Source organism: Candidatus Thiosymbion oneisti (genome assembly GCF_004359955.1).
Lineage (GTDB): Bacteria > Pseudomonadota > Gammaproteobacteria > Chromatiales > Chromatiaceae > Thiosymbion > Thiosymbion oneisti.
This window is the reverse complement of record NZ_SMSC01000001.1, coordinates 123,212-144,906: the sequence shown is the minus strand read 5'-3', so window position 1 is coordinate 144,906 and position 21,695 is coordinate 123,212. Positions and strand designations below refer to the sequence as shown.

The following is a 21,695-nucleotide window of genomic DNA, read 5'->3' as shown; positions in this document are numbered from 1 at the left end:
TGCGTGAGTTCATGCGGTCCTACGTGCAACGGAACAGCGACCTGCTGGACGATGACCCGTCACCAGACACCAGCCAGCGGGATTGACCTTCAAGGGAGACCACACGAACAACATGGCAGAGAACCTAACCCTTCAGCAGCTTGAGTCCTTCCTGTGGGAAGCCGCGGATATTCTGCGTGGCTCTATGGATGCCGGCGAATTCAAGGACTACTGCTTCGGGATGCTGTTCCTGAAACGGCTGTCCGATGCCTTCGAAGAAGAGCGGGAAAAGGTCATTGCCCACTATGTTGCTAAGGGCAAGACACAGGCGCGGGCTGAGCAACTGGCTGGGGATGAGGACGAGTACACCAACACCTTCTTCGTCCCGGAACGGGGACGCTGGGACCACCTCAAGGACCTGAAGCACGACATTGGGACTGAACTGAACAAAGCCACGGAAGCCATCGAAGAGTACAACTCGACACTCGAAGGGGTGCTGGTCTCCATAGATTTCAACATCAAGAACAAGCTGCCGGACAAGAAGCTGCGGGACCTGTTGTCCCACTTCTCCAAGCACCGGCTACGCAATGAAGACTTTGACCGTCCTGACCTGCTGGGTGCGGCCTACGAGTATCTGATTAAGCAATTTGCGGACTCGGCAGGCAAGAAAGGCGGCGAGTTCTATACGCCTACCGAAGTGGTCAAGCTGCTGGTTGCCCTGCTTAAACCCCATGCGGGAATGCGAATCTATGACCCTACGGCGGGGTCCGGGGGCATGTTGGTTCAAACCCGCAACTATCTTGCCACCCATGGAGAGAACCCCCGCAATCTGTCCCTGTTCGGGCAAGAGATGAACCTTGGAACCTGAGCTATCTGCAAGATGAACATGTTCCTGCATGGGGTCATGAATGCGGACATTCGCAAGGGAGACACCCTGAGAGAACCCCAGCACATCCAGCACGGAATGCTCATGACCTTCGACCGGGTCATCGCCAATCCGCCCTTCAGCCTGAAGAAGTGGGGCAAGGAGGAAGCCGATGCGGACCCCTATGGACGCTTCCCTTACGGCACACCCCCCAAGGATGCCGGAGATCTCGCCTTCGTCCAGCACATGATTGCATCCCTGAACGCCGGAGGCGTGATGGGAGTGGTCATGCCCCACGGCGTCCTGTTCCGGGGTTCCAGTGAGAAAGAGATACGCAAAGGCATTCTGGAGGATGACCTGCTGGAAGCCGTCATCGGTCTACCCCCGCAACTCTTCTACGGCACCGGCATCCCGGCATGTCTGCTCATCGTCAATAAACAGAAACCCGCTGAACGCAAGGGCAATGTCATCTTTATCAATTCCGAACTCGAATTCGAAGAAGGCAAGAATCAGAATAGGCTACGTCAGCAGGACATAGACCACATCGTAGCTACCTTTGATGCCTGCCAAGACGAGAAGCGGTACTCGAAGGTAGTCGGCTTGGACGAGATTCGGGAGAACGACTACAACCTCAACATCCGTAGGTATGCCGACACCTCACCACCCCCGGAAATCTTTGACGTTCGTGCCATTCTGCATGGGGGTATCCCGGTGCGTGAAGTGCAAGACGAATACGTGCAGGAGTCGCTGAACGGCTTTGACGTGCTGACCGTCTTCGACCGCAAGGGTGATGACTACTACGCATTCAAGCCGGAGATTGGGTCCAGGGAAGCGATTCGAGAACAGGTTGGTGACCTAGATCCGAAGATAGTGACCCAGCTTGAACGCTGGTGGGACAAGTACCGGGTCTCACTGCATGAACTGGATGCTCAGGTTGAAGAAGCTGAAACAGCCATGAAAGGGTATCTCAAGGAGTTGGGGTATGAGTGAGGGGGTTCCATCCGAGTGGTCCCGTACGCTTCTTGGCGAAGTCTTCAATATCGCCATCGGTGGCACTCCGAGCAGGAACGTTAACGAGTACTGGGATAAGACGAAGACTTCCGGTAACGCATGGGTATCCATCAAAGACCTTAACCAGAAGTATGTTATGGATACCGAAGAGTACATCACTGACGTTGGTGTAAAGAATTCCAACGCAAAGTTGATTCCAAAAGGAACGGTGATGATGAGTTTCAAGCTGACCATTGGACGGACAGCCTTGGCAGGAAGAGACCTTTACACAAATGAAGCAATAGCGTCTTTCATACCGAAAGATTCTTCAGCGGTTGATACACGGTACTTTTACCAAGGTCTTCAGCATTGGAACTTGCTTGAAAACGTCGACCAAGCGGTAAAAGGAGCAACGTTAAACAAAGAAAAACTTTCTTTGATAGAAGGAATATTCCCAGAATATCCCGAACAACAAAAAATCGCATCCATCCTCACTTCGGTTGATGACGTCATCGAGAAGACGGAAGCACAAATCAGCAAACTGCAAGACCTGAAACAAGGCATGATGCAGGAATTGCTGACCAAGGGCATCGGTCACACGGAGTTCAAGCCGGCACCAAAGTGGCGTGTTGGGGAGTTTCCAGAACAGAAGGTGATTCCTGCTACGTGGGAACTGGTGGATATTCTATCCGTCGCCAAGTTAGAAAGTGGACATACACCAAGCAGGAACAACCCAGACTACTGGAATGGTAACGTCCAGTGGCTTTCTCTTCATGACACTAAGCAATTATCTGAAAGAGTGATTCGTAAGACTGCCTACACCATTACGGAAGATGGTTTGGCAAACTCCTCAGCAAGGCTTCTACAAGAAGGAACGGTAGCGTTTTCTCGTACAGCATCAGTGGGGCATTGCGTCATCCTTGGGTGTGAAATGGCAACAAGCCAAGACTTTGCCAACTACGTATGTGGGAATCGGTTACACAATGGGTTTCTGATGCAGATGTTTCGCTGGATGCAACATGTTTGGCAAGGTCTTGCTGGGGGTAGCACCCATCAAACAATCTACATGCCGGACTTCAAACAGTTACAGATTCTCTTGCCACCTCTAGAAGAGCAGAGAAAGATTACCGCAATTGCAAATGGTATTGATGATGCAGTTGAGGCAACAGTTAAACGACTTCAACCAGTGAAGAGTCTCAAAAGGGCACTCATGCAAGACCTCCTCACCGGCAGGGTCAGGGTCAAAACGGACGGATGAGCATGACTGATGTCCATTTGGGCCGGCAACTCGGCGTTCGGGTTCTACCCGATAGCCGGAAGAGCCGACAAAATGTCGATGGTCCCAGGGGCCGGCAGAATGTCGGTAGTTCCAGGGACCGACAAAATGTCGGCGGTTCCAGGGACCGACAGAATGTCGGTGGTCCCAGGGGCCGACAGAATGTCGGCGGTCCCAGGGGCCGACAGGATGTCGGCGGTCCCGGGCCGGCTGGGACCGCCGTCTTCCAGACGGCCTACGGACCCAATGACCAGCTGTCGGCAACAGTCAGAGCAGATGAACCCAAAGGCTGGTATTCCCGCAACTATCTGCCTCACCTCGATGCCCCGGAGATTTATCAATCGGTCACCTTTCGCCTACACGACGCATTGCCTGCGGATGTTGTCAGAAATCTGGAAGAACAGGCCCACAGCCGCTACATCACGGACACACAAAAACGTCGCCGGATAGAGACCTATATGGATGCAGGGTACGGCGCATGCTGGCTGCGTCAGCCTGAGATTGCGGAAATTGTGCAACAGAGCCTCTGGTATTTCGACGGGAAGCGTTACCGCTTATTGGCCTGGTGTGTCATGCCGAACCATGTTCATGTCGTGATAGAGACGTTTAATGGTTACCCGTTGTACAAGATTGTGCAATCGTGGAAGTCGTACAGTGCCCAGAAAGCGAATAAACGGCTGGGACGTCATGGTGCTTTCTGGCACCGCGATTATTTTGACCGTTATGTGCGTAATGCGGAACATTATGAACGGTTGATCTTTTATGTTGAACATAATCCGGTGAAGGCGGGGCTGGTTCACCGGGCGGAGGAGTGGTTGTTCAGCAGTGTGCATTATCGCACCGGTTAAACGAAGGGAGTTTAAAGGGCCGACAAAATGTCGGCGATCCCAGGGGCCGGCAGAATGTCGGTAGTTCCAGGGACCGACAAAATGCCGGCGATCCCAGGAGCCGACAAAATGTCGGCGGTTCCAGGGACCGACAAAATGTCGGCGATCCCAGGAGCCGACAAAATGTCGGCGGTTCCAGGGACCGACAAAATGTCGGCGGTCCCAGGGGCCGACAGAATGTCGGCGGTCCCGGGCCGGCTGGGACCGCCGTCTTTCAGACGGCTTTTGAAACAAGACATATTTGTAGATGACCCATGTCAACGAGTGACGAATCTGAAAATGTGGAAAACCCCGCCATCCGGCAGTTGCAATCTCTGGGATGGGGTTACGTCCACGGACAGAAGTGGTCTCCTGAACTTACGGATGAACGGCAGTATTACAAGGACGTGGTACTGGAACACCGGCTGACTGCTGCCATTCGGCGAATCAACCCGTGGATTAGCGAAGAAAATCTCCGCAAGGTGGTGTGGGACCTTCGTTTTCAAGGCGTTGAACATCCCACTCTGATTGAGACCAACCAGACCCTATGGGAAATGCTGGTGAACTACATCAGCGTGGAGCAGGACCTTGGCAAGGGCAGGAAGGGGCAGACGGTCAGAATCATAGATTTCAAGAACCCGGACAACAACGAATTCCTGTGCGTCAACCAGTACAAGGTGGAAGGACCCCACCAGAGCATCATCCCGGACATTGTGCTGTTCGTGAACGGCTTGCCGCTTGCGGTCATTGAGTGCAAGTCTCCCTACATCACCAACCCGATGGAAGCCGGTATCAACCAGCTTCTTCGCTACGCCAACCGCAGATAACCCCACGAAGATGAAGGGGCTGAACGGTTGTTCTGGTACAACCAAATCATGGTCAGCACCCACCGGGACCGGGCACGGGTGGGCACCCTCAGCAGCCGCATGGAGGATTACCTCGAGTGGAAGGACCCCTATCCCCTGACCCTTGACCGGCTTGCGGCGCAGCTTCAGCCGGATGCAGCCAATCAGCCCGTCTATGGGGAAAAAGACCTGAAGGTAGCGGAACGGCCCGCTGGTTATGGCTTGGTCAACTCCCAGCAAGTCCTGATAGCCGGAATCTTCAACCGGCGGAACTTCCTTGACCTGATTCGGAACTTCACCGTGTTCGAGACCCTGGACGGTCGAACCATGAAGAAACTTGCCCGGTACCAGCAGTACCGTGCGGTTCACAAGACCATCCACCGGCTGAAGACCAGCAAGACCCGCAAGGAGAAAGGGAGCGTCATCTGGCATACCCAGGGGTCCGGCAAGTCCCTGACGATGGTCTTCCTTGCCGTGAAACTGCGGAGAGACCCGGACCTGCGGGACTACAAGCGGTCTTCATCACCGACCGCACCCAGTTGGACCAGCAGCTAACCAACACCTTTCAACGAGCACAGGGCGAGACGGTCTATCACGCTGATTCGGTCGCCAACCTGAAGGAACTGCTTCAGAAGGATTCTTCGGACCTTGTGACAGCCATGATGCAGAAATTCCAAGAGAATGAGGATAGTTTCGACTTCCCGGTGCTGAACGAATCTGACCGTATCATCGTGCTGGCTGACGAAGCCCACCGCACCCAGTATGGGACGCTGGGAGTTGCTATCAACAGGGGTCTGCCGAATGCACCGAAGATAGCCTTCACGGGGACTCCCCTGATTAAGTCCCGCAAGACGAACAACGAATTCGGGACCTACATTGACCAATACACCATCGAACAGGCAGTTGCCGATGGTGCCACGGTCCAAATCCTGTACGAAGGCAGGGAGGCCCGGACCAAGGTCACCGGGGACTCGCTGGATATGCTGTTTGAAGAGTACTTTGCTGACAAGTCCGATGAAGAGAAAGCCGCTATCAAGCGGAAGTACGGCACCGAGCTGGCTGTGCTGGAAGCACCCCAACGTATCCGCTGGGTCTGCATAGACCTGCTCAAGCACTACAAGGAACACATCCGGCCCAACGGCTTCAAGGCCATGATTGTCACCTCATCCAGACGTGCCGCAATGCTGTACAAGCGGACCTTAAACGAACTGGGTGCACCACCGTCCGAGTGCATTATCTCCGGCAGCCATAATGACGAAGCCTTCTACACCCCGTACACGGACCCCACGCAGCAAAAACAGGCGATTGAGCACTTCAAGAAACCTATTGCTGAACATCCGCTGAGTTTCATCGTGGTCAAGGACATGCTACTGACAGGCTTCGATGCCCCGATCTGTCAAGTCATGTATCTGGATCAGAAACTGCGAGAACACACGCTGCTGCAAGCCATCGCACGGGTAAACCGGACCTACCCCGGCAAGTCCCGTGGCTTCGTCGTGGACTACTATGGCTTGTCCGACTATCTGGCGGAAGCCTTGGAGATGTTCAGCACCGAAGACGTTGCCGGTGCCCTCAAGAACCTGAAGGACGAGATCCCGAAGCTGAAGGCGGCACACACCCGTGTGATGCGGCACTTCAAGGACGTGGACAAGAACGACATTGATGCCTGTGTGCTGGCACTGGCAGACGATGCTGTGCGCCAGCAGTTCGAGATTGACTTCAAGCTGTTTGCCAGGCAGATGGACATCATCATGCCGGACCCGGCAGCACAGCCCTACCTTGCGGACCTTAAGTTCTTGGGCAAGATAAACCAGGGTGCTCGGAATCTGTACCGGGACTCCCAGCTTGACCTTGCGGGGGTGGGTGAGAAGGTCCGGGCACTGATTGACGAACACATCCGTGCCACCGGAGTGGACCCCAAGATACCGCCGGTTGACTTACTTGCTAGGGACTTCAGAGAAAAGGTCAACGAACACAAATCCGACCGTGCCAAGGCATCGGAAATTGAGCATGCTATCAAGCACCACATTGACGTGAACCTAGATGATGACCCGGAATACTACAAGTCCCTGTCCGACAAACTGAAAGCGATTATCCGGAAGCATCAGGAGCATTGGGACGAACTGGTGCAACTGCTGATGGACTTCCGGGACAACATTGAGAAGAACCGGGAGCAACAGGCTGGAGACCTTGGGCTGTCAGACACCCAGTTCGCCTTCCACAATATTCTGATGGCCGAAGTTGCCCGTATTCGTGGAGATGAATCTTTGGATGAAGCTACCCATGAAGAAGTCATTGCCGTGACCAAGGATTTGGTGACCATGCTGGATGAAGCCACCAATATCGTAGACTTCTTCAAGAAGCAGGATGAAGTCAAACGGATGAAGAAGAACATCAAGCGAAGAATCATGGATACATCGTTTGATGTCCCAGACATTCGAACTGCGGTCATGGACAGGTTCATGGAACTGGCTAAGGTCAAGTACAAGCCATGATCCAGACCGCGGAATTTATCCACGGCAAGGGATTCGATGCCGAAGTCATCAGAACAGACCGCAGGAAGACAGCAACCGTCAAGGTAGTGGAAGGCAAGGTCTCAGTGGTGGTGCCCCGGTGCACAAGCACGGACAAGGTGCAAGCACTGGTGAGTCGTAAGACCCGGTGGATACGGGAGAAGCTGCTACTCTACCGAAAACACCAGCCACCCAAGCCGAAGGAGTATGTGTCCGGGGAGTGCTTCACCTATCTGGGACGCAACTACCGGCTGAAGGTGGAATCCGGTACCGCCAAGTCCGTGAAGCTGCAGGGTGGCAGGTTGGTGGTGCAGGTATCCCCGTCAGTGCGGAAACGGGACCGGTACCTGCACGGTGCCTTGACCGAATGGTACCGGGAGCATGCCCTTCAGAAATTACAGGAGAAGGTACAGCGGTATGCCAAGGTGGTGCGGGTGTCACCATCGTCCGTTGGCATCAAGACCTTCTCAGGACGTTGGGGAAGCTGTAGCACCAAGGGCAACCTGGCGTTCAACTGGAAAGCCATCATTGCCCCGAACCGGATTGTAGATTACCTGGTGGTCCATGAACTTTGCCACCTTCACCACCACAACCACAGTCCCGAATTTTGGAAGTGCGTGGAACGGGTGTTGCCGGACTATGCGGAGTCGAAGGAGTGGCTAAAGGTCAATGGACGCTGGTTGGATGTGTAAATATTAGGTCGCACTGATGAAGCCTGACCATATTCCCGCATCCTTTATCAGCTACGCCTCGGGACTGCGTGAGATAGGCAGGATTTGCGGGGTTCCTTGAACCCATTGTGGTGCCCTTTGTGTCGCACCAGTGAATTCAAAGATTTGACGTGGATTTAAATTATTGATTTATCAATTATTTTGCGATAATGGCGGAGAGGGAGGGATTCGAACCCCCGGACCCTTACGGGTCAACGGTTTTCAAGACCGCCGCTTTCGGCCGCTCAGCCACCTCTCCAGAGCATGGTTCTGCATCGGGACCGGCTGTCCCTAAATCCGCTTTGAGAAGGATATCGAAAGTACGACCATGGACCAACCTATGTCAAACTTCCTGTTCCCCGGTGGCCTCGGCAAGGCCCTGGTCCTAAGCATGGACGACGGTCCCGTCCAGGACCGCCGCTTGATCGAGCTCCTGGGGCGCCACGGGGTTCGCGGAACCTTCCACCTCAGCTCGGGGCGCCTTGGCCGACCGGATCACATCGACCCGGAGGAAGTCGCCTCTCTGTACGCCGGTCACGAGGTGTCTACCCATTCGGTCAGCCACCCCTACCTGGATTCCCTGTCCAGGACCGCGATCGTTGCCGAGGTCGGAAACGACCGCGCGGCACTCTCGCAACTCCTGGGCCGAGACGTGCGCGGGCACGCCTACCCCTTCGGCGCGCATAATGCCACCGTCATCGAGGTGCTGGGTGAGCTCGGCATCGCTTACGCACGGACCGCGGACCAGACCCATGATTTTCGCCTACCCGCCGATCTGTTGGCATGGAACCCGAGCTGTCACCACAGCGCCGCAGGCGAGCTTGCCGAGATGTTTTTGGATCTGCCGGACCAGCGTCCGGCCCTATTCTTCATCTATGGCCATAGTTGGGAGCTCGACTCCGAGGAGCCAACCAACAGCTGGGCCTACATGGAAGCCCTGCTGCAAAGGCTCGGTGGCCGGAGCGATATCTGGTACGCGACCGCGATCGGGGTTGCGGACTATGTGCGCGCCATCCGCACTGTCCAACCCGCCCGCGTGGAGAATGGCCTGTACAATCCCAGCGGGATCGATCTGTGGCTGCGGACCGGACAGACAAGCATTCGACTGCCGGCCAGGAGAAGCATTGAAGGTATCTTTGGTCTCTCTTGAGCCAAGTACTGTACTGCTGGTAGTATACTCGATGAACACGTTCAGTATCCTCCACAGGCTTGGTGATCGCAAGTGGACAATCACCTACGACATTAGAAGTGAGATAGATAATGAGTGTAAAAGTCTTTATAAGTTATTCCCACCACGATGAAGAAGACAAAGATGAACTAGTGAAACATCTCTCGTTATTGAAGAGGAATGGGCACATTGATGACTGGCATGACCGGGAGATTGATGCAGGCATTGATTGGAAAGCTAGTATCGACTCCGCTTTGGAATCCTCTGAAATTATTATTCTATTGGTTAGTTCCAACTTTTTGCACTCGGATTACTGTATGGATGTGGAGTTAGAACAAGCTTTGGCGCGTCACCAAACTAATAAAGCCAGGGTTGTTCCTGTTGTAGTGCGTCCCTGTGATTGGAAAGATAGCGGATTTTCTAAACTAGAAGTTCTTCCACGGGACGGTAGGCCCATTGTGAAGTGGGATGATAAAGATGACGCCTGGTTGGATGTTGTAGAAGGCTTGAAAAAAGTTATTACTGCAATACTAAAGACCAAAACCAAGATGGTTTCGGTAAAATTACCTTCTGAGAATTGTCTTACATCTGAATTTCATCGATGGTTACAAGATACAGAAGTACAGATAGTACATCCGCGGCTAGGTGAAGTAAGGTTATCTGACATCTACGTCCCTCCTGATCTAAGAATTGAAGATTATAAATTAGATGGAATCTCCAAATCTATCAACACCTCAGAAGCTATTCTTAATTCTGATCGGCTTATTATTTTTGGAGACGAACAATCCGGCAAAACGTCTTTAATTAAATTTTTATTCTCTGAATATCAACAACGCGGTTTTTCCCCGGTTGTGTTTCGAGGTGAAGAGGTTTCACGCTGGGATGCCTCGATAACGTTCGATAAAGCCAGATGTTGGCAATACGGTGAAGAGACACTCAGTGGCGACGATAAAAGATTTGATGTCCTCATTGTTGATGACTTTCAGAATGTAAAATTAAATCGTAAATACACGAACAAATTCCTTACCTGGATTGAAGAACGCTTTCCTCGAATCGTTTTGGTTGCTGGAGATACTTATCGTTTCGTTATGCTTGAGTTACGCGATTTCAAGGAATACTCTAGGTATGAGATATCAACGTTTGGGCACGTTAAGCGTGATGAGCTCATAGGAAATTGGGTGGCGCTAGGAAACAAGGAAGGTATTCCTGAAACTGATCTTCACGCACGAGTCGATTACTTGAAAGAGCATATCGACGCGTTTGTACGAAAAAATATTGTACCATCCAAACCTCTTTATATACTGTCGATTTTACAAAGCTTTGAAGCTGTAAATCCCCAGCGTTTGGAGATGACATCGTATGGTCATTGTTACCGTTATCTCATCTACCAAGCATTAGAAAGAGTCAACATACCTCAGGCGCAGATCGACTCACACATCAACTATCTCACCGAGCTTGCGATCTATTTATTCAATCAAAACCTGCGTGCACTAGATGCTGACCACTATAATGATTTTTTACAAAGCTACCAAAATAACTTCTTATCAGTAGATTTTGACTGGATTCTGAAAAACTTGCTTCGGTCAAACATCCTAATAATGAATGAAAATTTGTTGGCATTTAAGTATCGGTTTATCTACTATTTCTTTGCTGCAAAATACTTGGCGGAGAATTTATCAGAGGGTCTGGAGGCCAAACAGCAGATACAGAGGTTGATTCAGTATTTACATAAAGAAGATTGTTCGAATATTATTGTGTTTTTAACGCATCATACGAAAGAGACTTGGGTGCTTGATGAAATACAGATAGGTATTATGGAGTTGTTCGCTGAGTATAACGAGGCAACATTAAAGAAAGATCAGCTTGGATTTATGGTAGATTTCCTCGACAAGATACCGGAGATAGTCGTAGAGAAGCGGGAGGTTGAGAAAGAAAGGAGGAAATATCTTGAAAGGCGCGATATGATAGATGGGGCTGAAGAAGAACTCGGAGAGACAGTGGAAGAGGAAGGGCCAGACGAATTATTCGCTTCTATTAACAAAACATTTCAGGGTATGATAATAATCGGTCAGATTATCAGGACTCGGCATGGGTCACTTGATAAAGTGAGGATAAAGAGTTTGATATCTGAGGCCTACAGTGTAGGCTTGCGATTCTTACAGTATTTCTTGGAGATTTCGGATAGGTCTAAACAAAGTGTAGCAAAAGCAATTGAGGATATGCTACAAGAAAATCTGCAATTGGATAATCGTCAGATAGAAAAAGCAGCAAAGGATATTTTTCTTTCTTTAACATACGCAGTTGTTTTTGGCATGTTAAAACAAATTGGTAGATCTGTTGGATCGGGGGATGCCATACAAGGTTTTAGAGAGATTACTAATGAAGATTCGACTCCCGCAGTAAAACTTATAACACAAAGTATCGAGATGTGGTTTACGAAGGTAGTTGATATTAAGTCTCTTAGGAAACTTACCAATTCCTTCGACAACAATATTGTATGCAACAGGATGCTCAAGGAACTAGTTGTTCAGCATATCTACATGCACCATGTTGACTATAGGAAGAAGCAACAAATTGCAGAGGCCCTGGGTATTCCGGTGAAGGGTCAACGTAGTATAGAACTGAAAAAAGCTTTTGAAATGTAGATCAAAAGAGCTGTGGGGTGATACGATAAGTGAAACGAATCGTATCCTACACGAGCTTTCGCCTACTCAACGACTTGTCGCATGGAATCCGATCTGCCACCACAGCACCGCAGGTTAGCACCGACAGTGGCACTCAAAGGCGGCTTGCAGCGACTGCGTTTGCTGGTCGGCGTGGCATGGATCGTTGGCACAGCTACGCGGGACGCCGTGTTGACTAGTATTCAGGGCGGGATGATGCCTGGCTGATGGTGTAGGTTGAGTCCGCTGCCATTCTTGCGCGGTAAGGTGCAATAAACCCTGAGTTTTCCCCCCCCTTTATGTCTTTGTGATTCAAACAAACTTGGTTCAGGGCCGCGGGCGATGAGTGAGCAGTGCGATCAGATCGGCGATCCGGTCGCGCATCTCGCGCCGGTCCATGATCATGTCCAGGGCCCCGTGCTCGAGCAGGAACTCGCTACGCTGAAAGCCGTCCGGCAGCTTTTCGCGTACCGTCTGCTCGATGACCCGGTGTCCGGCGAAGCCGATGAGGGCGTTCGGCTCGGCTAGGTTGATATCCCCGAGCATAGCCAGGCTGGCGGAGACGCCGCCCATGGTGGGGTCCGTCATCACTGAGATGAAGGGCAGACCATGCGCGCGCAGTCGCCCCAGGGCGGCACTGGTCTTGGCCATCTGCATAAGGGAGAACAGGGATTCCTGCATGCGCGCGCCGCCGCTGGCCGCGAAGCAAACAACCGCCGCGTCCTGCTCGAGGGCCATGTCGATCCCCCTGACAAAACGCTCTCCAACGACCGAGCCCATGGAGCCGCCCAGGAATTTGAACTCAAAGGCCGCGGCCACTACATTGAGTCCCTTCACGCAGCCGCACGTGACCACCAGGGCCTCTTTTTCCGCCGTCTGCTTCTGGGCCACGGCGAGGCGCTCCTTGTATTTCTTGAGATCCTTGAATTTCAGGGGATCGACCGACTCGATGTCCGCCCCCACTTCTTCTCGCGGCTCGGGGTCGAGGAAGGACTCGAGCCGACGCCGGGCGCCGAGTCGGTTGTGGTGGCTGCATTTGGGGCAGACCTCCAGATTGCGCTCCAGCTCCGCACGGTAGAGGATGGCGTTGCACCCCGGACACTTGGCCCACAGTCCTTCCGGCACCGCGCGCTTGCTGCTCGTCTCGGTGCGGATGCTGCCGGGCATCAGCTTATCGAACCAGTTCATCGCGTGGGGCCTCCGGGTGCACTAAAGAATCCGGCTCAGGACTCGCCGGCAGCGTCGATTGCGGCCCGCAGGCCGCTGAGGAAATCGCACACGGTATCCGGTATGCGCTGCGGCATGTCGGCCAGGTCCTCCATCCGCCTGACGGTGGCGCTGCCGATGATGACCGCATCCGCCACCCGAGCGATTTGGGCGGCACTTGCGGCGTCCCGGATGCCGAATCCGACCCCGACCGGTAGCTCGATCATACGCCGGATCGGCAGCAGCTTGGCGGCCACCTGGTCCACGTCCAGGTGCCCGGCGCCGGTCACTCCTTTGAAGGAGACATAGTAGACGAACCCAGACGTTACCTCAGCGATCCTGGCGATCCGCTCTGGGGTCGAGGTCGGGGCGAGCAGATAGACCAGATCCAACGCCGCTGCCCGCAGGACTTCTACCAGTTCCCGGCTCTCTTCCGGCGGTGCGTCCACTACCAGTACTCCGTCCACACCGGCGTCTCCGGCCCGCGCCGCGAAGCTGTCGTAGCCCATGACTTCGATGGGATTGAGGTAGCCCATGAGGACTATGGGTGTCTCCACGTCCTGCGCGCGGAACCCTTGGACCATGTCCAGTACGTCGCGCAGGCTGACGTGGTGCGCCAGGGCCCGCTCGCTGGAGCGCTGAATGACCGGCCCGTCGGCCATGGGATCGGAGAAGGGGACCCCGAGCTCGATCAGGTCCGCTCCGGCGGCGACCATGGCGTGCATCAGGGGAACCGTGACGGACGGTTGCGGGTCGCCGGCGGTGACGAAGGGGATCAGGGCGGTCTTGTGTTGCCTGCTCAGGGTCTCGAAGCGTTGCGTAATTCTTCCCATAGCTGGCCTACTCATAGCTGGATACCTTCCCGCGCGGCCACGGTGTGCATGTCCTTGTCCCCGCGTCCGGAGAGGTTGACGAGGATTGCCTGGTCTTTGGTCATGGTCGGTGCCAGCTTGGCGGCATAGGCCAGGGCATGACTCGATTCCAGGGCCGGGATGATGCCCTCGATGCGGGTCAAAGCATGGAAGGCGGCCAGGGCCTCGGCGTCGGTAGCCGTCTCGTAGCGGGCGCGTCCGCTGTCCTTGAGCCAGGCGTGCTCGGGTCCGACCCCCGGATAATCGAGCCCGGCCGAGATGGAGTGGGTGGCGATGATCTGCCCGTCCCGGTCTTGCATGAGGTAGGTGCGATTGCCGTGGAGCACGCCGGGGGTACCGGCGCACAGGGGCGCGGCGTGCTTCCCGGTCGCCAGTCCCTCGCCCGCCGCCTCGATGCCGTAGATGGCGACCTCGGCATCGTCGAGGAAGGGATGGAAGAGCCCGATGGCGTTGGAGCCTCCGCCGACACAGGCGACCAGGGCATCCGGCAGACGCCCGGTGCGTTCCAGCAGCTGGGCGCGGGCCTCGCGCCCGATCACGGTCTGAAAATCTCGAACCATGGCCGGATAGGGATGCGGACCCGCCACAGTGCCGATGATATAAAAGGTATCGTCCACATTGGTGACCCAGTCCCGCAGGGCCTCATTGAGGGCATCCTTGAGGGTGCGGGAGCCGGATTTGACCGCTACCACCTCGGCGCCCAGGAGGCGCATCCGGTAGACATTGGCCTCCTGGCGCGCCATGTCCACTTCACCCATATAGACCACGCACGTAAGGCCCAGGCGCGCGGCCACGGTAGCGGTCGCGACGCCATGCTGGCCGGCCCCGGTCTCCGCGATGATGCGGGTCTTGCCCATACGCTGTGCCAGCAGGGCTTGGCCGACCGTGTTGTTTACCTTGTGGGCGCCGGTGTGGTTGAGGTCCTCGCGCTTGAGGAAGATTTGGGCCCCGCCGAGCTCCCGGCTCCAGCGCTCGGCATGGTAGACAGGGGATGGCCTACCGACATAGTCGCGTAGATCCGCATCCAGCTCCGCGAGGAAGGTCTGGTCCTTAAGGTACCGTTCGTAGGCGACCCGCAGCTCCTCCAGCGGATGCATGAGGGTCTCGGCGACGAACATGCCGCCGTAGCGGCCGAAATGCCCTCCGGCATCCGGCAGCTGCATGGTGTCATCATGTGATGGGTTCATTATCAAGTAGTACCTGATGTGTCGTGATGAATTTCCGGTTGAACGCTATCAGTAATTCTTCGAGATTCGTGCTTTTGTCCAATGGTACGGGATTTCCCGGATTGACAGGATTTTTCTTCGTTTTAACGAGTATCACTGTGCGGCGAAAATTCAGGACAATAAAGTAAAGAATCCTGTTAATCCTGAAAATCTTGTTAATCCTGTACTATTAGGACGTTACAGGGTTGAGCAAGAGGAGGCAGGCCGGTCAGATATTTGAATGTAATTTGTGATGGCTTCGATAGTCATCGCCCTCTCTCACCCCTCGTAAGAATGCCTCCAGCTTGGCGTGGTCTTTCACGCCCTTTGCCGATTCGATCCCCCCGCTGACGTCTACGGCATAAGGACCGACGCGGCGTATGGCTTCCGCCACATTGCCCGGATTCAGGCCGCCGGCCAGGATAATACGGGGCGCGAGCCAGCCCGGAACCAGGTCCCAGTCGAAGCGGCGACCGGTGCCGCCCGCGACTGCGGGATCATAGGTATCCAGGAGCAAGCCCCGCACATCCCGGTACCGCCGTGTCAGCGCCCGCAGGTCGGTCTCGGGCCGCATGCGGATGGCCTTGATCCAGGGCCGGTGGAAGGCGTCACAGTAGGCCGGCGGCTCCTCGCCGTGGAACTGGAGCATAGCGAGCGGAACGCACGCAAGCACCGATCTTACGAAGTCGGGCTCCGCGTCCACGAATAACCCGACGCTGGTCACCAGGGGCGGCAGCACAGCCACCAACGCCCGCGCCTGCTCGGGATCTACAGCGCGTGGACTGGGCGCATAGAACACGAATCCGATTGCATCAGCGCCGACAGCGACCGCTGCCGCCAGATCCGATTCCCTGGTCAGGCCGCAGATTTTAACTCGGGTGCGATGCATCGATGAAAGGTTCGTTGCCGATGTCAGGGTGAGCAGGTATCAATTTCTTTAACAATGAACAAATTGCTACCAGCTACCAGTCGCCGATTTCCAGTAGAACCGCTTGAACCACAAAGGCGCAAAGGGTATACGATTTCTCAGGACACAAATGAAAACGCGGTTTTCGCTTATCCCTATTTTTTCTCGTTTCCACGCGCTGCGTGGAAACGTGGAAGCTCCGCGCCGCGGAGAGAAATCAAACATGTATCCACTACCCCGTATACATGGGAATCAGCCCGCGTAGGGCGGGTAAGGCGCGCCTGCTGTGAAGTTGCATTGGCCACGGTGATTGGCGCGCCGTCACCCGCCGTCATAATGTGATTTTTTCAGTAAAAATATATCCGACTCGTCGATCCAATCCCTGATTACATCCATCTGAGATTGGTCTCCGGCGGTAAACAATTCCATCCCTGCCGGTATATGCCCGGCAGTCAATATTGCCTCGACTGCGGCTTGTCTTTCTTCCTTTAAATCCTCATATGTAGATGAAACGAAGACTTGTAATCTTTTCTTTATATGGTCGGACACTCTATTGCCCTCAGTAGCCCGTAGGATGCGGTGAGCGTGGTATACCGCCTCATGGATGGCATTGACAGCCAGCGCGAACCGCATCGCCGGATGGCCCGTGCCCGACATCGCGCACGCGCTTTCGGGATTCGATTACGGGCACCTTTTTCGTCGACGGCCTGCTTGAATAATCGACGGGTTAGAGTCGCTTGATTGGTGAAAATACCTATTTTTCAAGGTGCCTTTACGCGGGTTGATGCGGTTCGCTGCGGGCATCCATCGATGCGATTCGCGCCCCCTCATGATGCCATCTTGATAAGACTTGCCGCGCTCACCGCATCCTACGGCCTGGTAGCCGGTAGCCAGCATTCCATTTCCTCTGCGCCTCTGCGGTTCAAAATAGAAAACCATCGGCTTGCTATCCATCGTTATCATTCGGTTGCCCGGTGTCGATGCCGAGGGGCACTGTGAGAGCCCGTTGCGGCAGATCGAACCCCTCCGGGTAGTCCGCGCGCAGAAAGTATAGGCCCTGGGGCGGGGCAGTGACACCACCGTGCCTGCGATCACGGATCCGCAGCAGCTCGCGGACCCAGGAGACGGGCTGGTCACCGCACCCGATGGCTATGAGGACACCGGCGATGTTGCGCACCATATGATGCAGAAAGCCATCCGCCCCGATGCGCAGCTCAAGCACCTCTCTACACCGCTCCAGGCCGATGTAATGCACCTGCCGCACGGGGCTCTTGGCCTGACAACCGAGGGCGCGAAAGCTGGAAAAATCGTGCTCGCCGACCAGATCCGACCCGGCGCAACGCATCGCGTTCAGGTCGAGCGCCTGGTGCACCCATACTGCCCGGTTGCGGAGCAGGGACGAGCGCGTCGGTCGTGACAGGATGCGATAAAGATAATGACGGGCGGTGGCGCAAAAACGGGCATGAAACCCCGCGTTCACTGGGCGGGCCCAGAGTACATTGACATCCGGCGGAAGATTGACGTTGGTGCCGAGTATCCAGGATCGCTCGCTCCGCTCTGCCCTGGTATCGAAGTGAATGACCTGCTCGACGGCATGGACCCCGGCATCGGTGCGCCCGGCACAGTGAACACGGACTCTGTGATCGGCAACCCTACCGATGGCCCGCTCCAACTGCCCCTGGACCGTGCGCTGATTGTCCTGTACCTGCCAACCGTGAAATGCGCTGCCGTCGTATTCGATCCCCATGGCGATGCGAATTGCTGCATCGGTCGGCGTCGTTGCTGCCACTTAAAAATCCCGCGGATTTATAACCTACATTTCCGACACGCCTGCGGTGCGACCGTAGGGTGGGCTGTGCCCACCACAACAAAAGCGGCTTCCAACAAGGTCGCGGAAATAGATCCCGCGTAGCTGCTTCAATGAGAATATTCGGCGGGATGCGGCCATCCCTGGCCTGTCCCGCCCTACTACCACCATCTACGGGCTTGCTTTAACCGAGTAGCCGGCATTCGCTTCAAGGTTTGATTGCGAGGATCAACCACAATCCCAACGGATTCCAGTGCGGTGACGCCAAGGATAGGCTCAGACTCGGCGTCGCCGAAAATTATTGTACCGCCGACGATTTCACCCATGAATTCAATATCGCCTGTGGTTATATCCATTTTGGCTTCGCTGCCGTCCGCAAGCTCATAGATATGCTTGGCCTTGGGTTTTAAGCCAATCGCTTCAAGCCGGTCTTTAGGCACAAGCGAATCGACCGCACCTGTGTCAACCAAAAACAGACCTTCCCATGTCTTCTTCGGGTTAGCAGGATTTCTGATGGTTACGGTTACATGCTTGGTGCCCATGGTTGCCTCTCATTGGATTTCTAACGGCACTCAAACATTAGGCTTTACCAGGCACGAATTTTGCGACCACCAGTCCGGCCACTCCACTCAACAATAGGTTTTTCTTCATGACATTCTCCTCGTGGTTTGATGCTCAATTGTACACGCACTCGCCGGTGAATCGGTTTAAGATTGGCCCATGGGTCACGACCGGAACTTCAAAAACCTTATTCTCGACTACTCGCGCCAGGTGTTAGCCTTTTTCGCCCCTAGGAATTTTGCCCGCGGCAGCGCGGACGCGGCTGCGCATTCCACCAGGACGGCAATTTCCGGAGATATGCAGGCCGAAGAGATATGCGGGCTAGTGTGTCCGTCACCGCCGTGCCGGAAAAACAGACTGAAACTGGATACTAACCTGCCCAGCTTATCCCGAACCCAGCCTTTTCCATGCGGATCGACCAAGTCCGAGCGTCTCCTTGCTTTCCCCCGACGACTCCGTGCCCTCGGCCCTGGGCGCGCGCTCGGCTTCACCCTCATGGAGTTGGTCATCGCGCTGGCCCTGATCGGACTGATCACCCTGTTGCTCTTCTCCAGTTTGAGGCTCGGTACCAGGATCTGGGAAGGGGTAGAGACCACCGCGGAGCAGACCGCCGGGTCGCGCATCGCGCGCAATTTTCTAGCGCGGGCACTGATACAGGTAAGACCGACACGAATCACTTTTGAAGGGAAGCAGATGACGGTCTTCGCCGGCGATGCGGAGAATCTGGAGTTCGTCGCGCCTTTGTCCGAGCATGTAGGCACGCCGGGACTCTATATTCTGAGACTGACCCTGGAAGAGGACGGACGGCTGGTGCTGACGCGCCGGTTACTCCATCCGGATGTCCTCGAAGAAACCGACAGCATTCCGAAGTGGACGCCTTTCGATGGCGATGGAGACATTTCCGTGACCGGTCCCCTGGATGAGGACCTTGCCGTGGGTGCCTATGGCAGTACCCTGCTGCTCGACGGCGTCGAGGAATTACGGATCGGCTATTTCGGCATCCCAGAGGGGCAACGGGAGCCGGAGTGGGGCCCCGAGTGGTTGGGAGAACCCCGTATACCCCTGGCCGTTCGCGTACACTTGATCGCCCAGGGACGGACCTGGCCCGACATGCTCTTCCGGCTACCCCGGTTCGGACTCGCACAACAGTCGATCCTCCGTGATGGACCATGAACGGTCGGTGCTCGGTGCAGCGCGGCATCGCCCTCATGTTGGTCCTCTGGGTCCTGGCTTTGCTCACCATCATCGCCGTTGGGTTGACGACGGCCCAGCGCACTGAGAGCACCCTGACCGGTAACCAGCTCGCTAGCGCGCGTTTCCATGCCTTGGCCGAGGCCGGCGTCAGCTGGGCCATTCTCAATCTACTGGCCCCAGTGACGATCATTGACGAAGAGACCGAGGTGTGGGTCCCGGACGGTATGCCGCGGTCCTGGACCTTTGCCGGCGAAACCCTCCAGATCAGGGTATTCAACGAGACCTCGCGGGTCGACCTCAACACGGCTGACCGGGACCTGTTGGAGGCCCTACTCAGGGCCGCGGCCCCTGGAGGGGAGGAAGCGGAGGAAAAGGTGAGCACCCTGGCCGACGCCATCGAGGATTGGCGCGATACCGACGACCTGACCGAGCTCAACGGAGCGGAGGATAGGGAATACGCCGCCGCCGGCCGTTCCTACGGTGCTAAAGACGGCCCTTTCGACAGCGTGGATGAGCTGCAGCTGGTGTTAGGTGTCGACCGGGATCTTTACCGCACCCTGCTCCCGGCCCTCACAGTGAACGCCGGCGGTGCCGAGCTGAACCAGCGGTATTCCCCACCGCTGGTGCAGGCTGCACTGGAGGCGCTGGGACGAAAGGTACCTACCGGGGCCGGCGATTCGGATGGGAATGCCGTCGACCGCGGCGGACCCCTATACCGGGTGCGCGTCACCTACTTGGTTGATACCCACTTGGTCGATAATGGGCCGGGCTTGACCATGGAGACCCTGATACGCATTGAGAAAGGCAGATCACCGCCGTTCCGCGTCCTATGGCGACGTTTCGGATTGGTTGCCGAGCAATCCGTCGCGGCCGCCGACGCGAAAGACGGAGAAGACGGGCTTTTCTAAAGCAGCTGTCAGTCCATCGATGCGGTTCGCGCCTCCTCGTGGTGCCATCCTGTAAGACCTACTGCGCTCACCGCATCCTACGGCACTCGCAGTGGGTTGGGCACGCCACACGCAGCACCCCCTCTCCCTCCGGGAGAGGGTCGGGGAGAGGGGATCAAATCAAGAAACGGGGCATAATGAACCCTTCTACGCTAACCATTTAAAAATTGACCACTACCAAAAAACGAAGGACCTGGATCGAATCCACTGAAAACATGGCCGATAAGTACGCAGTCATTGGCAATCCCATCGCGCACAGCAAGTCGCCGTTCATCCATGCCGAGTTTGCCCGCCAGACCCGGCACGACATAGCGTATGGACGCATCCTGGGCAACCCGGACAGCTTCGCCGGAGACGTGCATCGCTTCTTCGCCGCGGGCGGCCAGGGTATGAATGTCACCCTTCCCTTCAAGGAGCGGGCCTGGGAGCTGGTCGACGAACGCAGCCCCAGGGCCGAGCCCGTGGGTGCGGTCAACACCTTGACCCTGCTTCCCGACGGTCGCCTTGGCGGGGATAACACCGATGGGATCGGCCTGGTGCGGGATCTGTCCGAAAACCACGGCTTCGACTTCGGCGGCAAGCGGGTACTCCTGCTCGGGGCCGGGGGTGCCTCCCGCGGGGTGTTGCCCCCCCTCCTGGAAACGGGGCTGGATACCTTGGTCATCGCTAATCGTACCGCCGCCAAGGCGTTGGACTTGGCCGCGGCCACCGCGGCGGATCGAGTCAGCGGGTGCGGGCTGGAGGGGCTGAGCGGCCGCCGTTTCGACCTGATCATCAATGCGACCTCCGCCGGTCTCGACGGGGGCGTGCCCGCGATTCCTCGAGACTGCCTGGCCCTAGGCGGTTGGACCTATGACATGTTCTACGGTGATACGCCTACCCCCTTCCTGCGTTGGGGCAGGGAACGAGGGGCTGCCTGGGCCCTGGATGGTCTGGGTATGCTCGTGGAGCAGGCCGCAGAGTCCTTTTTCTTATGGCGAGGGGTGCGTCCCTCGACGCCCCCCGTCATCGCCCAGCTCCGGGGCGATCAGGCGTACTCCCAGGTCTTGAGATGACGTGGGATAGGATCGATAGCGGCTTGTGGCCCCCGGCTTACCACATGTCGAGCGAATGACGGCCGT

Annotated in this window: 18 protein-coding genes, 1 tRNA gene and 1 pseudogene; 12 read left to right on the top strand and 8 right to left on the bottom strand. The window is 55.7% G+C overall.

The features are described from left to right. Positions 1-112 precede the first annotated feature (112 nt). The 7 genes and pseudogenes from E1958_RS00650 (at position 113) to E1958_RS00630 (ending at position 8,026) form a co-directional block, all read left to right on the top strand. A pseudogene (locus E1958_RS00650) lies at positions 113-1,834 on the top strand (type I restriction-modification system subunit M). After that, entirely contained in the window at positions 1,827-3,092 is a 1,266-nt protein-coding gene (locus tag E1958_RS00645; RefSeq protein WP_133510148.1) for a restriction endonuclease subunit S, read from the top strand. Before E1958_RS00650 ends, E1958_RS00645 begins: the two are co-directional and overlap by 8 nt. 2 nt (positions 3,093-3,094) lie before the next feature. After that, a complete protein-coding gene (locus E1958_RS00640) occupies positions 3,095-3,958 on the top strand; it encodes an REP-associated tyrosine transposase (protein ID WP_243725211.1) in 864 nt (287 codons plus the stop codon). Positions 3,959-4,251: 293 nt separating this feature from the next. Next, entirely contained in the window at positions 4,252-4,803 is a 552-nt protein-coding gene (locus E1958_RS21095) for a type I restriction endonuclease (RefSeq protein ID WP_243448353.1), read from the top strand. 27 nt (positions 4,804-4,830) lie between these two features. After that, positions 4,831-5,376, top strand: a complete 546-nt coding sequence (locus E1958_RS21555) for a DEAD/DEAH box helicase family protein (RefSeq protein ID WP_279381383.1) — start codon at positions 4,831-4,833, stop codon at positions 5,374-5,376. Then, positions 5,361-7,316 (top strand): type I restriction endonuclease subunit R, encoded by a 1,956-nt coding sequence (locus E1958_RS21550; protein ID WP_279381382.1) that lies wholly within the window; start codon positions 5,361-5,363, stop codon positions 7,314-7,316. The genes E1958_RS21555 and E1958_RS21550 overlap by 16 nt, the downstream gene beginning before the upstream one ends. Next, positions 7,313-8,026 carry a M48 family metallopeptidase gene (locus tag E1958_RS00630; RefSeq protein ID WP_133510147.1) on the top strand — a complete coding sequence of 238 codons (714 nt, stop codon included), beginning with the start codon at positions 7,313-7,315 and terminating at the stop codon, positions 8,024-8,026. Before E1958_RS21550 ends, E1958_RS00630 begins: the two co-directional genes overlap by 4 nt. Positions 8,027-8,215: 189 nt before the next feature. Here the strand turns inward: E1958_RS00630 and E1958_RS00625 are convergent. Then, positions 8,216-8,303 (bottom strand) — tRNA-Ser (locus E1958_RS00625). 81 nt (positions 8,304-8,384) lie between these two features. On the opposite strand from E1958_RS00625, the gene E1958_RS00620 reads away from it, so the two are divergent. Together E1958_RS00620 and E1958_RS00615 are read left to right on the top strand one after the other, a co-directional pair. Beyond that, on the top strand, positions 8,385-9,194 hold the full coding sequence (locus E1958_RS00620; protein WP_165741700.1) for a polysaccharide deacetylase family protein: 810 nt from the start codon (positions 8,385-8,387) through the stop codon (positions 9,192-9,194). Positions 9,195-9,304: 110 nt separating this feature from the next. Further along, entirely contained in the window at positions 9,305-11,857 is a 2,553-nt protein-coding gene (locus E1958_RS00615; protein WP_133510145.1) for a TIR domain-containing protein, read from the top strand. Positions 11,858-12,202: 345 nt separating this feature from the next. Here E1958_RS00615 and accD read toward each other — a convergent pair whose 3' ends face one another. The 7 genes from accD to E1958_RS00580 all read right to left on the bottom strand — a co-directional run bounded on the left by accD (position 12,203) and on the right by E1958_RS00580 (position 18,414). Next, positions 12,203-13,063: an acetyl-CoA carboxylase, carboxyltransferase subunit beta gene (gene accD / locus E1958_RS00610; protein ID WP_133510144.1), complete on the bottom strand. Its 861-nt coding sequence runs from the start codon at positions 13,061-13,063 to the stop codon at positions 12,203-12,205. Positions 13,064-13,098: 35 nt separating this feature from the next. Then, complete coding sequence (gene trpA / locus E1958_RS00605; RefSeq protein ID WP_133510143.1) at positions 13,099-13,914, bottom strand: tryptophan synthase subunit alpha; 816 nt, start codon at positions 13,912-13,914, stop codon at positions 13,099-13,101. An 11-nt stretch (positions 13,915-13,925) separates the two neighbouring features. Further along, positions 13,926-15,140 carry a tryptophan synthase subunit beta gene (gene trpB / locus E1958_RS00600; protein WP_133510142.1) on the bottom strand — a complete coding sequence of 405 codons (1,215 nt, stop codon included), beginning with the start codon at positions 15,138-15,140 and terminating at the stop codon, positions 13,926-13,928. A gap of 247 nt (positions 15,141-15,387) precedes the next feature. Next, complete coding sequence (locus tag E1958_RS00595; RefSeq protein ID WP_279381384.1) at positions 15,388-16,074, bottom strand: phosphoribosylanthranilate isomerase; 687 nt, start codon at positions 16,072-16,074, stop codon at positions 15,388-15,390. A gap of 312 nt (positions 16,075-16,386) precedes the next feature. Next, a complete protein-coding gene (locus tag E1958_RS20730) occupies positions 16,387-16,722 on the bottom strand; it encodes a DUF4062 domain-containing protein (RefSeq protein ID WP_207787650.1) in 336 nt (111 codons plus the stop codon). Between the two features lie 289 nt (positions 16,723-17,011). Continuing rightward, on the bottom strand, positions 17,012-17,812 hold the full coding sequence (gene truA / locus E1958_RS00585; RefSeq protein WP_133510206.1) for a tRNA pseudouridine(38-40) synthase TruA: 801 nt from the start codon (positions 17,810-17,812) through the stop codon (positions 17,012-17,014). A gap of 221 nt (positions 17,813-18,033) precedes the next feature. After that, positions 18,034-18,414 carry a clan AA aspartic protease gene (locus tag E1958_RS00580; RefSeq protein WP_089728173.1) on the bottom strand — a complete coding sequence of 127 codons (381 nt, stop codon included), beginning with the start codon at positions 18,412-18,414 and terminating at the stop codon, positions 18,034-18,036. Between the two features lie 514 nt (positions 18,415-18,928). Between E1958_RS00580 and E1958_RS00575 the strand changes: the two genes are divergently transcribed. The 3 genes from E1958_RS00575 to aroE all read left to right on the top strand — a co-directional run bounded on the left by E1958_RS00575 (position 18,929) and on the right by aroE (position 21,629). Continuing rightward, a complete protein-coding gene (locus E1958_RS00575; protein ID WP_133510140.1) occupies positions 18,929-19,606 on the top strand; it encodes a general secretion pathway protein GspJ in 678 nt (225 codons plus the stop codon). Next, positions 19,603-20,535, top strand: coding sequence for a type II secretion system minor pseudopilin (locus E1958_RS00570; RefSeq protein WP_133510139.1), 933 nt, complete (start codon positions 19,603-19,605; stop codon positions 20,533-20,535). The genes E1958_RS00575 and E1958_RS00570 overlap by 4 nt, the downstream gene beginning before the upstream one ends. A 254-nt stretch (positions 20,536-20,789) precedes the next feature. Further along, complete coding sequence (gene aroE / locus E1958_RS00565; protein ID WP_133510138.1) at positions 20,790-21,629, top strand: shikimate dehydrogenase; 840 nt, start codon at positions 20,790-20,792, stop codon at positions 21,627-21,629. The last annotated feature ends 66 nt before the right edge of the window (positions 21,630-21,695 follow it).